A 12,169-nucleotide genomic window follows, 5' to 3' on the forward strand; every position below is an offset into this window, starting at 1 on the left:
ACCCGCCCGAGGCGCCACACTGGAACTCGACCCTGAAGGGAGCGAGCGCATGATCACTGTGTTCCTCGTCGACGACCACGAAGTGGTGCGCCGCGGCGTCGCAGACCTGCTGGAGGAGGACGAGGGGCTGACCGTCGTCGGCCAGGCCGCCTCCGTCGCCGAGGCGCTGGCCCGGATACCCGCCGCCCAGCCGGACGTCGCCGTGCTCGACATGCGCCTGCCCGACGGCAACGGCGTCGAGCTGTGCCGGGAGCTGCGCTCCAAACTGCCCGGCCTGAACTGCCTCATGCTCACCTCCTACACCGACGAGCACGCCATGCTCGACGCCATCCTGGCCGGGGCGGGCGGCTACGTGATCAAAGACATCAAGGGCATGGAGCTCATCGCCGCCGTGCGCACCGTCGGATCCGGGAAGTCCATGCTCGACAACCGGGCCGCTTCGGCGCTCATGAACCGGCTGCGGGCCCCCGCCGACCAGCATTCGCCGCTCGCCGGGCTCAGCGAGCAGGAGCGCACGCTCCTCGAGCTCATCGGCGAGGGGCTGACGAACCGGCAGATCGCGGAGCGCATGTTCCTCGCCGAGAAGACCATCAAGAACTACGTGTCGCGGCTGCTGGTCAAACTCGACCTGGAGCGCCGCACCCAGGCCGCCGTCCTGGTCACCAGCCTGCACGAGCGGGAGCGCCACCGCCTGGCCACGGAGTGACTGCGCGGCGCGTCGGACACGAGCGATAATGAAGCCGTGACCGAACGCCGGGCGACCGAAGGGCTCGCACAAGCGCAGCTTCGCGAACTGCTCGCCGAGATCCAAGGGCGGATCGAGCAGATCGTCGCCGAAACGCAGAACCGTATGGACGGGCTCCTCGACGCGGTGGTCGCGGTGAGCTCCGGCCTCGAGCTCGACGCGACGCTGCGCAAAATCGTCCAGGCCGCGATCACACTGGTAGACGCGCACTACGGAGCGCTCGGGGTGCTCGGCAGGGACGGGTCGCTCACCGAATTCGTGCACGAGGGCATCGACGAGACCACCCGCAAGCTCATCGGGCCGCTGCCCACCGGCCACGGCGTGCTCGGCGTGGTGATCGACGAGGCGAAGCCCCTGCGCCTTGAGAACATCGCGGACCATCCCGCGTCGATCGGATTCCCGCCGAACCATCCGCCGATGCGATCCTTCCTCGGCGTCCCCGTGCAGGTGCGCGGAAAAGTGTTCGGCAGGCTGTACCTCGCGGAGAAGCGCGGCGGCCAGCAGTTCACCGAGGACGACGAGGTCGTCGTGCGGACGTTGGCGGGCGCGGCGGGCATCGCGGTGGAGAACGCGCGGCTCTACGAGCAGGCCCGCAGCCGCCAGCAGCGGCTGCAGGCGACGGCCGAGATCACCGCCGAGCTGTTGCGCGGCACGGACCCGACGACGGCGTTGCGCCTGATCGCGGTCCGGGCGGCGGGCCTCGTGGACGCGGACTACGCCTTGATCGCGCTTCCCGACGACATCGCCGCCGAGCCCGAGGAGGCCGCAGAGCTCCGCGTGGTCGTCTGCGCCGGGCTGGACGAGCGGTCGACGGCAGGCGCGGCCATCCCCGTCGCGGGCTCCACCTCGGGCGCGGTGTTCCGCGACCACACCCCGCGCAACGTCTCGCAGCTGGCCCTCGACCTCAGCGCCAAGACGGACGTGGCATTCGGCCCGGCGCTGGTGCTGCCGTTGCGCAGCGCCAAGGCCGTCGCAGGAGTGCTGCTCCTGGTCCGGGGCAAAGGCGGCGCGACGTTCGACGACGACCAGCTGGGCAGCGTCGCCTCGTTCGCCGACCAGGCCGCCCTCGCCTTGGAGCAGGCGGAGATCCGCTCGGCCAAGCACGAGCTGGACGTGCTCGCCGACCGGGACCGGATCGCCCGCGACCTGCACGACCACGTCATCCAGCAGCTGTTCGCCATCGGCCTCGGCATGCAGGGCACCCACCGCCGGTCCGAGAAGCTCCCCGCCGTGGCGACGCGGCTGGCCGAGCACATCGACCAGCTGCACAACGTCATCCAGGACATCCGGACGGCCATCTTCGACCTGCACTCCTCCAATCAGGCAGAGGCGTCTTTGCGGAAAGTGCTGCGCGACGTCGTCGCCGCGCTCACCGACGACGCCGCCATCCGCGTCGCCGTGCGGATGACCGGGCCGTTGGACGTGACTCCCGCCGAGATCGCCCAGCACGCCGAGGCCGTCGTGCGCGAGGCGGTGAGCAACGCGGTCCGCCACGCCAACGCCACAGAGCTCTCGGTCGCCGTCTCGGTCGACGACAACTTCGTGGTCGACGTGCTGGACAACGGCGACGGGATCCCCGAGGGCGTCGCCCGAAGCGGTTTGCGCAACTTGGCCGAGCGCGCCGCCGAACTGGGCGGCGATTTCACGGCGGGCCCAGGGCCGAACGGCGGCGCCCGCCTCGTGTGGAGCGCCCCGCTGCCCCGTTGAGCGGCCCCGGCGGCGGGCGGCACAGGGAATGGCCGAAAGTCCCCCTGGCCGAAGACCTTCGCCCCTAGGGCAACGGCAGGGAGGCCGGCAGCTTGGAACTGTCGACCCAGCAAAGGAGTTCGCGATGAGCCGGACCTTCCCCGACGAGCACACCGTCACAACCGCCGTGTCCCTTGCCGCGCGGGCCCCGTCCGTGCACAACACGCAGCCCTGGCTGTGGCGCGCAGGCCGAGAAAGCGTGCGCCTCGACGCGGACCCCGCGCGGCGGCTCGTCGAAGCCGACCCCGACGGCCGGGACCTGCTGCTCAGCTGCGGAGCAGCGCTGCACCACTGCCAAGTCGCGTTCGCCGCGCTCGGCTGGAGCTCGGAGACTCGCAGGCTGCCCAATCCCGCGAAGCCGGACCACCTCGCGACGATCACGCTCCACCGCCACCAGCCGACCTCGGTCGAGGTCGGGCTCAGCGCCGCCATCTCGGCGCGCCGCTCAGACCGCCGCGCCTATTCGCCCGAGCCGGTCGACGCCTTCCTGCTCGAATCGCTCGCCCGCCGCGCGGCGGCGCACGGGGCCGTGCTGCAAGTCGCCGACGAGGCAGGCTGCGGCGAGCTGGTCGCCGCCACGCTGCGGGCCGCGCAACGGCATCTGAACGACCCCTCTTACCGATGCGAGCTCGCCCGGTGGAGCGGCAAGCATTTCGCGGACGAGGGCGTGCCCGCCGCGAACACCCCGCCGGTCACGCCCGGAGCGGGCGGCATACCGGGCCGCCGGTTCTCCAACCCGTGGCTTTGGGGGGCTTCGCCGCAGGGGGCGGAGAAAGCCGGGGGCGAGCTTTTGACCTTGAGCACGACGGAGGACGACCGCTCGGCGCAATTGCGCGCGGGCGAGGCGATGAGCGCGGTGCTGCTCGAAGCGGCTTCGAGCGGGCTCGCCGCCTGTCCGCTCTCGGAGGCCTTGGAGCTGCGGGACACCAGGGACCAGATCCGCGAGCGCGTGACCGGCGGGCTGCACCCGCAGATCGTGCTGCGCCTCGGTTGGCCGCTCAAGGGCCTGCCGCCGTTGATCGAGACCTACCGCCGCCCCGCGCACGACATCCTGGCCCCCTTGTCCGCCGCCCAGCTCGACGAGACACGGGTCTAGCGCTGGGCAGGACCGCCGCCCCGCGGCTTCGTCCAGGCTCGATCTCGAATCTGTGAGATTTCTTCGGCACGGGCCGCCGCGCGGGCGGCCACGTTGATCTTTTTCCCCGGACCGGGCCTCCGCCCCGGCGGCGGGCGCAGGGAACAGCGCGGCGGCAAGTACCGTACTGTGAGTCAGGCGAGGCACTGGTGACGCCGCTCCACGAGAAGGGTCAGCGATGAGCAACATCTACGAGAACGTCAGCGATCTGGTCGGGCGCACGCCCCTCGTCCGGCTGAACCGGTTGACCGCCGGGCTGGTCGCCGAAGTCGTGGTCAAACTCGAGTTCTACAACCCCGCCAACAGCGTCAAAGACCGCATCGGGGTGGCGATCATCGACGCGGCGGAGCGCTCGGGAGAGCTGCGCCCCGGCGGCACCATCGTCGAGGCCACCAGCGGCAACACCGGCATCGCGCTCGCGATGGTCGGCGCCGCCCGAGGGTACAAGGTGATCCTCACGATGCCGGACACGATGTCCGTCGAGCGCCGGGTGATCCTGCGCGCGTTCGGGGCCGAGATCGTGCTGACCCCCGGCTCGGAGGGCATGGCCGGGGCCGTGGCGAAGGCCAAACAGATCATCGCCGACACCCACAACGCCGTGGCGGCCGACCAGTTCGCCAATCCCGCCAACCCGGCGATCCACCGCGCCACCACTGCCGAGGAGATCTGGGCCGACACCGACGGGGCCGTCGACGTCTTCGTGGCGGGCATCGGGACCGGCGGAACGCTGACCGGAGTCGGGCAGGCCCTCAAGGCCCGCAAGCCCGGCGTGCGGATCGTCGGCGTCGAGCCCAAGGACTCCCCGATCCTCAACGGCGGCGAAGCTGGCCCCCACAAGATCCAAGGGATCGGCGCGAACTTCGTCCCCGAGGTGCTCGACCGGGGCGTCTACGACGAGATCGTCGACGTCGGGTTCGACGACGCGATCCGGGTCGCCAGGGCGCTGGGCACCGAAGAGGGCATCCTCGGGGGCATCTCGGCGGGCGCGAACGTCTGGGCCGCGCTCGAACTCGCGAAGCGCGAGGAGAACGCCGGGAAGCTCATCGTCGCGGTCGTCCCCGACTTCGGCGAGCGCTACATCTCCACCCCGCTCTTCGAGCACCTCCGGGACTGACCGCCGCGATGTCCGTCCTGTCCACACTGCGCGATACGGCTTCCATCTGGTCCACGCTCCGCGAGGACTTGCAGAACGCGCGCGGCCACGACCCCGCGGCGCGCGGCGACTTCGAGAACGCCCTCGTGTACTCGGGCCTGCACGCGATCTGGTCCTACCGGCTCGCCCACCGCCTGTGGGCCAGACCCGCCCTGCGCGGGCCCGCCAGGGTGCTGTCCCAGACCGCCCGGTTCTTCACCGGCATCGAGATCCATCCGGGGGCGACCATCGGGCGCAGGTTCTTCATCGACCACGGCATGGGCGTTGTCATCGGGGAGACCACCGAGATCGGCGACGACGTCATGGTGTACCACGGCGTCACGCTCGGCGGGCGGTCCCTGAACGCGGGCAAGCGCCATCCCACGATCGGCAACCGGGTCACCGTCGGGGCCGGGGCGAAAGTCCTCGGCCCGCTGCGCATCGGCGACGACAGCGCCATCGGAGCGAACGCCGTGGTCACCCGCGACGTGCCCCCGGATTCGACCGCGACCGGCATCCCCGCCGTCGTGCGCCCCCGCACCGAGAAGCAGCGCGAGCCCGGGGTGGATCCGACGACCTACATCGACCCCGCGATGTACATCTGACCAAACGCCCGCCTGCCGCCGTTCGGGAGCCTCTAGACTGTGCGGTCATGGAGTCAGACGATCGGCCCGACGACGCGCCGCGAGAAGCAGACCCGCCCACCTCCGAACCGCCGCTGATCGCGGCCTCGGGGCTGGGCGTTGACGGCGAGCACGGACCCCTGTTCTCGGGAGTCGACCTCGAGCTCGGCCCCGGCTTCCACGCTGTCCAGATGCCCGGCGGGACCGGGCAGAGCGCGCTCTTGCTGACCCTCGCGGGGCGGCTCAAGCCCCATCGCGGCACGCTGTCCGTGCTCGGCGACACGCGATCGGGCACGATCCGCAAGCACTCCTCGATCGCGGCCTTCGCCGACATCGACGAGCTGGAAGGGGCGGTGACCGTGCGGACCGTGCTCGCCGAGCAACGCCGATGGCTCGCGCCGTGGTACTCCTCCGCGCCGCTCGGCGCCGCCGAAGCCGTGCTGGCCGATGTGTTCGGCGAGGTCCCCGTGCCCCCGGCGGCCGCCTATGTCACCGATCTGACCGATTTGGAGCTGTTCCTGCTGCGCGTCTCCCTCGCCCTCTTGCCCGACCGCCCGATCCTGGTGGTCGGCGACCTCGAACAGGTCCGCGACAACGGGCGGCGCGCCGTCGCGGCAGACCGGCTCGGCGAGATCGCCAAACGGCGCACCGTCGTCGTCGGCGTGACCAACCCGCTCGGCGAGGCCGCCCCCGAGCACAATCTGCACGACCATCGCATCCTGACCGGAAAGGACTGACCATGCTGGCTGGGCTCGCATTCGGCTCGGAGATCAAACGTTTTGGCCGCAGCAGGCTGACCCGCGCGGCTGTCGTGGTGCTCGCCTTGTTGCCGCTGGTGTACGGCGCGCTGTACCTGTGGGCGTACTGGGACCCCTTCGGCCATGTGAACAAAATGCCCGTGGCGCTGGTCAACGCCGACCGGGGCGCCATCGTCTCCGGGCAGCGGGTGGACGCCGGGGCCGAGGTCGCCAAGAGCCTGACCGACGACCACAGCCTCGACTGGCACGTCGTGAGCGAGGCGGAGGCGCGCGACGGGGTCGACCACGGCAAGTACTACTTCATGCTGGAGCTGCCGCCGAATTTCAGCGAGGCGATCGCCTCGCCGCTGACCGGGCAGCCGAAGAAGGCGGACCTGGTGGCCGTGTACAACGACGCGAACAACTACATCTCCTCCAGCATCGGGCGCACCGCCGTCGACCAGGTGCTCGGCGCCGTCTCCACCCGGATCTCCGGGCAGGCGGTCAACCAGGTGCTGTCCGTTGTCGTCTCCTCGGGCGCGGGGATCAAACAGGCAGCCGACGGAGCCCAGCTGCTCGCGGGCGGCTCGGCGCAGGTCGACGACGGGGCCAAGCAGCTCTCCGACGGGATCGCCGCCGCCGCCGAGCCGCTGCTCGCCGTCACCAAGGCGACCGCGTCGCTCGGCGGGAACACCGACCAGCTGCAACAGGGCACGGCCGCGCTGCGGCAGGCCAACGACCAGATCGGCGGCATCGCGAAGGCGCAGGACGCGGCGGCCGCCTCGCTCGCGTCGGTGATCGACCGGCTCCGGGCGAGCGACGACCCCGCCGCGCGCGACTCCGCCGACGCCCTGCGCGACGTCCAGAACCAGCTCCGCGAGCACCAGCTCACCCCGCAGATCCGCCAGCAGCTCACCGACGGGGAGAACGCGGCGATCGCGATGACCGAGGCGCTGCGCTCGCCGGGCAGCCCGTTGCACTCCGGCCTCGACCAGATCGGCAGCAAGGGGCAGGAGCTCACGAACAAGCTCGTCGCGCTGCGCGACGGCGCCAAGCAGCTGCAGTCCGGCACCGCGCAGCTGCGGGCGGGGTCCTCCGAGCTCGCGACGAAGCTCGCCGAGGGGGCGGGCAAAGTCCCCGACTGGACCTCGCAGCAGAAAGACTCGATCGCCGACACCATCGGCGGCCCCGTCCACCTGCAAGCCACGCATAAGAACGCGGCCCCCAACTTCGGCACCGGCATGGCGCCGTTCTTCGTCACCCTCGCCCTGTTCTTCGGCGCGCTCGTGCTGTGGATGGTGCTGCGCCCGCTGCAAAGCCGGGCGGTCGCGGCGGAGGTGCCTGCCCTGCGCGTGGCGCTCGCCAGCTACCTGCCCGCCGCGACGATCGGGATCTTCCAGGCGGTCATCCTGTATTGCGTGGTGCGCTTCGCCCTCGGGATGCACGCTGCGCACCCTGTCGCGATGCTGGCGTTCATGGTCCTGGTCTCCTTCGCCTTCGTCGCCGCGACGCAGGCGGTCAACGCGTTCGTCGGGCCCGCCGTCGGCCGGGTGCTCATCATGGCCCTGCTCATGCTGCAGCTCGTCAGCGCGGGCGGCATGTATCCCGTGGAGACCACGTCGAAGCCGTTCCAGGCCCTGCACCACTACGACCCGATGACCTACGGCGTGGACGGGCTGCGCCAGCTCATCTTGGGCGGCGTCGATTTCCGGCTCTGGCAGGCGGTCATCACGCTCGCCTGCATCCTGGTCGGCGGACTGGCGGTCACCTCGCTCTCCGCACGTCGGGACCGGCTCTGGAGCCTCACCCGGCTGATGCCCGCGATCAAGATCTAGCCGGCCGGGCCGGGACGGCTCAGCGGCAGAGCGCGACGGCGCTCATCCAGAACACGCCGGGGTTGAGCCGATTCGGATAGCGTTCGAGCATCGCGTTGTCGACGATGTCCCCGCCGACGAACGTGGACGAGTCGTCACCACCCCTCGTGTGCGGCGACTGCCGCGACGACGACCCGTCCACGCCCCCTCCCCGACGAAGCTCGCGGCACGCCCACCCCGCTATCGCAACTTCAGTTGCGATACTACAACGCGCACGGACAAGTACGCAAGAGAAGTTGCGATAGAATTGACGGGTGGCATCTCCAGCTCCCCACCGCAGAGGGGAGCACGTCCGCCGGGTCGTGCTGGACGCGGCATTCCAGGAGCTGGTCGAAAACGGGGTCGCGAATATGACGGTCGCGGGCGTGGCACGCCGCTGCGGGGTCCACGCGACCACGATCTACCGGCGCTGGACCACGCGGGAGAACCTGCTCTTCGACGCCATGACGGCGCGCAGCTCCGACGCGATCCCCCCCGCCGACACCGGGTCGACGCGAGACGACTTCTTGGCCCTCACCCGTGCTGGGGCCGCCTACCTGGACTCCCCGGTCGGGAGGACCGCGCTCCACGCGGCGACGCTGAAAGCCGACGACGCGTACAACACCGCCCGCACGGCGTTCTGGCAGAGCCGGATCAGGGCGCTCTCGCCCGTCGTCGACCGCGCGGTCGCGCGCGGGGACCTGCCCGCCGAAACCGACCCGCGAATCGTGCTGGAGGCGCTGATGGCGCCTCTGCACGCCCGCGTCCTGCTCACCGACGACCCGATCCCCGAGGACCTGCCCGAGCGCCTGGTCGACATCCTGCTCGACGGCGCGGCCGTCCGTGGCGGACGAACCACCGGCGCGGGCCAGGAAAACCCGCGCCGCCCCATCGACTAGTCTATTATTTGAGCATTCGACGGGCTGTGTCCCGCCGCGCGCGTCCGAGATCGGAGAACCACATGCCCCCCACGCAGCCCCTCCCCCGCGTCGACCCGACCGCCCCCGGCTTCTGGTCCCGGCTCTACGCCCCGATCCTTCGCACCAAGCCGGGCAGATGGGCCAGCATCAACCTCTCCCCGAAGATCGACCCGTGGCTCCTCCGGGCCAGCGGGGGGCGCTTGACCTCGGGAGTGGCGATGCCGACCGCGCTGCTGACCACGACCGGCGCGAAGAGCGGGGCCACGCGCGTCAACCCGGTGTTCTACTTCCACGACGGCGACGCGGTCGTGGTCATCGCCTCCAGCTACGGGCGCGACAGCCATCCCGGCTGGTACCACAACATCCGCAAGGACCCGCACGTCGCCATCGCCAAATCCGGCGACGGGACCCCCATGCTCGCCCACGAGGTCGCCGACCTCGCCGAGCGGGACCGGCTCTGGGCGCTCGCCGACCGCGTCTGGCCGCTCTTCGCCGACTACCGCGACCGCGCGAAAACCGCGGGCCGCACCATTCCCATCATCCGGCTCACTCCCGCGTAGCGCCGCCCGCGCCGTCCGGCGGCCGAGGGATGGACTCGCCCCGCGACCGCGCCCGCAAAACCTTCGCCGCCCAGGCGCACGACCGCGCGTTCTCCCGTTCGAACTCGAGGCCCCGCCGACAGGTCAGATACGGCCCCACGCGGGCGGCCTCCGCCAAATAGACCGTCTCGGCGCGGCCCGCCAGCATGCCCGCGCACAACTGCGCGAACAGCTCGGCCTTCTCGCGCGCGCCGGCCGCGCGCGCGTCGAGCTGCCGCGCGACCGCCTCGACGTCCTGCGGGTCGTCCCCGAGCGCGTAAACCTTGACGACGAGGTCGTCGCGCACCACGCCCGGCTTGCCCGCCGACTGGAGGAAGCGGGAGAGCTCGGCGCGGCCCTCCCCGGTGATCGAGTACACCCGCTTGTTCGGGCGGTCGCGCTGGACGACTTCGACCCCGGCGACGAACCCCGCCTCCTCGAGCTTGGGCAGCTCCGCGTAGATCTGCTGCGGGACCGCCGCCCAGAAATTCGAGACCGAGGCGTCGAAGACTTTAGTCAGCCGGTATGCGGACGCATCGACGTCGAGCAGCGCGGCGAGCACGGCGTGCCGCAGCGCCATCACGACCTCCAATCACCGCGACCTTGGACATCGCATCTTGTCACCGAATGATTGATACTCTGTTATTTGAGTGTCTACTCAATCAATAGAGTATGAACCGTCCGGCCATGAGCAACCAGTTCCTCGAACAGAACCCCGGCCCCGTCCGCACCGAGCTCACCAAGGAGCTCGACACCATCGACGGCTGCGACTTCGACGGCACGCTCCCCGGCGGCTACACCGCGCGCCCCCTTCTCGACCCCGACGACGGCCCGAGCGGCGCCATCCTCAAACACGACGTGGCGAACGGCACGACCCAGGCCCGCTCGTTCGGCCCCGGCAAAGCGGCGGGCGAGTTCGTGTTCGAGCCCGCGAGCCCGGACGCGGGCGAAGACGAGGGCGTGCTGATGGGGCTCGTCTACGACCGCGCCACCGGCCGCAGCGACCTGGAAATCCTCGACGCGGGCACGCTGGAGACCGTCGCGACGGTCCACCTCCCGGCGCGCGTGCCGCACGGCTTCCACGGCTCCTGTGCCCCCGCCGGGCGTTAGAGCACGCGCGGGCCCGTCGAGTTGTCCCAGGCGGGCGAATGACGAGCCGCTGCGGTTGCTTCTCGGCCCGGCCCCGAAGCCGGGGCGACATCGGTCGTCTTGATGAAATGCCGAACCTGCCGGACCGCGTAGACGACGATGAGAAAAGAGAAACCCCCGCCGAGAACATCGAAGACCAGCTGCGTGACGTCGACCGAGCACGTGCGCAGGACGAAGACGAAAAGACCCATCTGCGCCGCGAGCAGGAGGCCGCACACCAGGCTCGACTTGCGGTGCATCGCCGTGTAGCGCACCACGTCTTCCGGGCCCCATCCCCTGCCGGGCAGCTCGCCCAGGGCGAGACCAGGGTTGTAATTGGCGGTGACGGCCTGTGTCAGCGGCTTCCCGATGAGCGCGCTGACGAGGAGCGCGAGCGCGCCGACGACTCCGGGCACGAGGCTGGCGAGCTGTCCGTACCTGGGGTTCTTCGTCAGAAGAATGAGGATCGCGACCGCGCCGAAGAAGACGAAACCGACTACGACGAAGCCGTCCACGGCCTTGCCGCGGGCGACGTCGGCCACCGCCTGCGCTATTCCGAACACCACAGCGGCAAGGATCGCGATATACGCCGCGACTCCGAAGGCCCGCAGTCCGAAATACACCGCCAGCGACGGCGCCAACTGCCACAGCAACTGCGTCAAGTACGCGCGGAGGCTGTCCGGCATGGAAGAGGCGGCCATATCGACGAACCTACTTGTCTCTCGGCGTTCCTGTGCGGCAGGAAGGAGCACACAGCCGGGGCAGGCGCCTGCCCTCCTCGGCGTCCACAACCACAAATATCCTGCCGCCACGGATCATCGCACGCCGACCCGCAGTCCTTGGTCCAGCGCTTTGAGGTCGCCCGCAAGCTGGCCTGCCTGCCCCTCGGTGGTGGTGACGGAGAGCAAGACGATGAACTGGCGGTCGCCGGAGCCTGCGATGGTGTACCGGTTGAGCACGTGGAGCGCCCGGCCCTTGTCGTCGTTGTAGGAGCCCTCGATGACCGCAGAGGGGTGGCCGTCGAAATCGTCCAAGGACGCGTTCGATCTTCTGAAGTCCTTGTATTTCTCCGTGTCCACGAAGCCGCGCAGAATGGCCGCCCTCTGATCGAAGTCCCCGTTCAGCTTGTGGACGATGACGACCGCGTTCGGCGCGAAGCTCTGGTCGATCGCCCGCCTATTGGTGAGAACCACGTAGGTGTTGGGTATTTGCTGGCCGTCGTAGGCAAGCCATCCGGACGGCTGCTGCAGCGAGACGCGCAGCGTGCTGTCGTCCGCAGGCGTCAGCGCCTGGACCGACACGGCATGGCTTTGCAGATACTGGTCCAGGGTCATGTCGGAGGCGGGCGTGCGGGCGGCGACGGGCGTCGACGGGGCCGTCAGGGCCTGTTCGTCCGCCGAACACCCCGACAGCGCGGCTCCGAAGGCCAGCAGCATGGCCGAAGCCTCCCGGAAAGCGAACATGGGGTTCTCCTCGTGTCTCAATTAGTGCTGTCATAGATAAAAGAAGGCTCTGCTCTCGGCCTTCGTCCGCCGACCTGGTTTTCGGCCGCCGCGTGGGCGGCGGCCGAAA

Annotated in this window: 13 protein-coding genes and 1 pseudogene; 10 read left to right on the plus strand and 4 right to left on the minus strand. The window is 70.2% G+C overall.

Going from position 1 to position 12,169, the window contains the following annotated elements; all coding sequences use genetic code 11:
• Nucleotides 1–49 precede the first annotated feature (49 nt).
• The 7 genes from ACRC20_RS02530 (at nt 50) to ACRC20_RS02560 (ending at nt 7,953) form a co-directional block, all read left to right on the plus strand.
• The gene (locus tag ACRC20_RS02530; RefSeq protein ID WP_438684765.1) at nt 50–706 is read left to right on the plus strand and encodes a response regulator transcription factor; all 657 of its coding nucleotides are present in this window, start codon (nt 50–52) and stop codon (nt 704–706) included.
• Between the two features lie 36 nt (nt 707–742).
• Nucleotides 743–2,452: a sensor histidine kinase gene (locus ACRC20_RS02535; protein ID WP_438684766.1), complete on the plus strand. Its 1,710-nt coding sequence runs from the start codon at nt 743–745 to the stop codon at nt 2,450–2,452.
• A gap of 124 nt (nt 2,453–2,576) precedes the next feature.
• Nucleotides 2,577–3,587 carry an Acg family FMN-binding oxidoreductase gene (locus tag ACRC20_RS02540; RefSeq protein WP_438684767.1) on the plus strand — a complete coding sequence of 337 codons (1,011 nt, stop codon included), beginning with the start codon at nt 2,577–2,579 and terminating at the stop codon, nt 3,585–3,587.
• Nucleotides 3,588–3,804: 217 nt separating this feature from the next.
• Complete coding sequence (cysK, locus tag ACRC20_RS02545) at nt 3,805–4,740, plus strand: cysteine synthase A (RefSeq protein ID WP_438684768.1); 936 nt, start codon at nt 3,805–3,807, stop codon at nt 4,738–4,740.
• A gap of 8 nt (nt 4,741–4,748) precedes the next feature.
• The gene (gene epsC / locus ACRC20_RS02550; protein WP_438684769.1) at nt 4,749–5,363 is read left to right on the plus strand and encodes a serine O-acetyltransferase EpsC; all 615 of its coding nucleotides are present in this window, start codon (nt 4,749–4,751) and stop codon (nt 5,361–5,363) included.
• Nucleotides 5,364–5,410: 47 nt separating this feature from the next.
• Entirely contained in the window at nt 5,411–6,118 is a 708-nt protein-coding gene (locus ACRC20_RS02555; protein WP_438684770.1) for a hypothetical protein, read from the plus strand.
• A gap of 2 nt (nt 6,119–6,120) precedes the next feature.
• Nucleotides 6,121–7,953: a YhgE/Pip family protein gene (locus tag ACRC20_RS02560; protein WP_438684771.1), complete on the plus strand. Its 1,833-nt coding sequence runs from the start codon at nt 6,121–6,123 to the stop codon at nt 7,951–7,953.
• A gap of 19 nt (nt 7,954–7,972) precedes the next feature.
• Here ACRC20_RS02560 and ACRC20_RS02565 read toward each other — a convergent pair whose 3' ends face one another.
• Nucleotides 7,973–8,134, minus strand: a complete 162-nt coding sequence (locus ACRC20_RS02565; protein WP_438684772.1) for a hypothetical protein — start codon at nt 8,132–8,134, stop codon at nt 7,973–7,975.
• A gap of 112 nt (nt 8,135–8,246) precedes the next feature.
• Between ACRC20_RS02565 and ACRC20_RS02570 the strand changes: the two genes are divergently transcribed.
• Together ACRC20_RS02570 and ACRC20_RS02575 are read left to right on the plus strand one after the other, a co-directional pair.
• Nucleotides 8,247–8,870: a TetR/AcrR family transcriptional regulator gene (locus tag ACRC20_RS02570; RefSeq protein ID WP_438684773.1), complete on the plus strand. Its 624-nt coding sequence runs from the start codon at nt 8,247–8,249 to the stop codon at nt 8,868–8,870.
• A gap of 62 nt (nt 8,871–8,932) precedes the next feature.
• Nucleotides 8,933–9,451 carry a nitroreductase/quinone reductase family protein gene (locus ACRC20_RS02575; protein WP_438684774.1) on the plus strand — a complete coding sequence of 173 codons (519 nt, stop codon included), beginning with the start codon at nt 8,933–8,935 and terminating at the stop codon, nt 9,449–9,451.
• Here the strand turns inward: ACRC20_RS02575 and ACRC20_RS02580 are convergent.
• Entirely contained in the window at nt 9,438–10,049 is a 612-nt protein-coding gene (locus ACRC20_RS02580; protein ID WP_438684775.1) for a PadR family transcriptional regulator, read from the minus strand. The two genes, ACRC20_RS02575 and ACRC20_RS02580, sit on opposite strands and share 14 nt — an antisense overlap.
• Nucleotides 10,050–10,309: 260 nt before the next feature.
• Between ACRC20_RS02580 and ACRC20_RS02585 the strand changes: the two are divergent.
• Nucleotides 10,310–10,579, plus strand: a pseudogene (locus ACRC20_RS02585) (carotenoid oxygenase family protein); the annotation flags it as partial.
• Here the strand turns inward: ACRC20_RS02585 and ACRC20_RS02590 are convergent.
• Nucleotides 10,576–11,298, minus strand: a complete 723-nt coding sequence (locus ACRC20_RS02590; protein ID WP_438684776.1) for a VC0807 family protein — start codon at nt 11,296–11,298, stop codon at nt 10,576–10,578. The pseudogene ACRC20_RS02585 and the gene ACRC20_RS02590 overlap by 4 nt on opposite strands.
• A gap of 114 nt (nt 11,299–11,412) precedes the next feature.
• A complete protein-coding gene (locus tag ACRC20_RS02595; RefSeq protein ID WP_438684777.1) occupies nt 11,413–12,060 on the minus strand; it encodes an LpqN/LpqT family lipoprotein in 648 nt (215 codons plus the stop codon).
• Nucleotides 12,061–12,169 lie beyond the last annotated feature (109 nt).

This window comes from Segniliparus sp. (assembly GCF_051660745.1).
Classification (GTDB): Bacteria; Actinomycetota; Actinomycetes; order Mycobacteriales; family Mycobacteriaceae; genus Segniliparus.

Coding starts and splice junctions, on each gene's coding strand:
- ACRC20_RS02530 (WP_438684765.1), top strand. CDS start 50: ATGATCACTGTGTTCCTCGTCGACGACCACGAAGTGGTGCGCCGCGGC.
- ACRC20_RS02540 (WP_438684767.1), top strand. CDS start 2,577: ATGAGCCGGACCTTCCCCGACGAGCACACCGTCACAACCGCCGTGTCC.
- cysK (WP_438684768.1), top strand. CDS start 3,805: ATGAGCAACATCTACGAGAACGTCAGCGATCTGGTCGGGCGCACGCCC.
- epsC (WP_438684769.1), top strand. CDS start 4,749: ATGTCCGTCCTGTCCACACTGCGCGATACGGCTTCCATCTGGTCCACG.
- ACRC20_RS02555 (WP_438684770.1), top strand. CDS start 5,411: ATGGAGTCAGACGATCGGCCCGACGACGCGCCGCGAGAAGCAGACCCG.
- ACRC20_RS02560 (WP_438684771.1), top strand. CDS start 6,121: ATGCTGGCTGGGCTCGCATTCGGCTCGGAGATCAAACGTTTTGGCCGC.
- ACRC20_RS02575 (WP_438684774.1), top strand. CDS start 8,933: ATGCCCCCCACGCAGCCCCTCCCCCGCGTCGACCCGACCGCCCCCGGC.
- ACRC20_RS02580 (WP_438684775.1), bottom strand. CDS start 10,049: ATGGCGCTGCGGCACGCCGTGCTCGCCGCGCTGCTCGACGTCGATGCG.
- ACRC20_RS02590 (WP_438684776.1), bottom strand. CDS start 11,298: ATGGCCGCCTCTTCCATGCCGGACAGCCTCCGCGCGTACTTGACGCAG.
- ACRC20_RS02595 (WP_438684777.1), bottom strand. CDS start 12,060: ATGTTCGCTTTCCGGGAGGCTTCGGCCATGCTGCTGGCCTTCGGAGCC.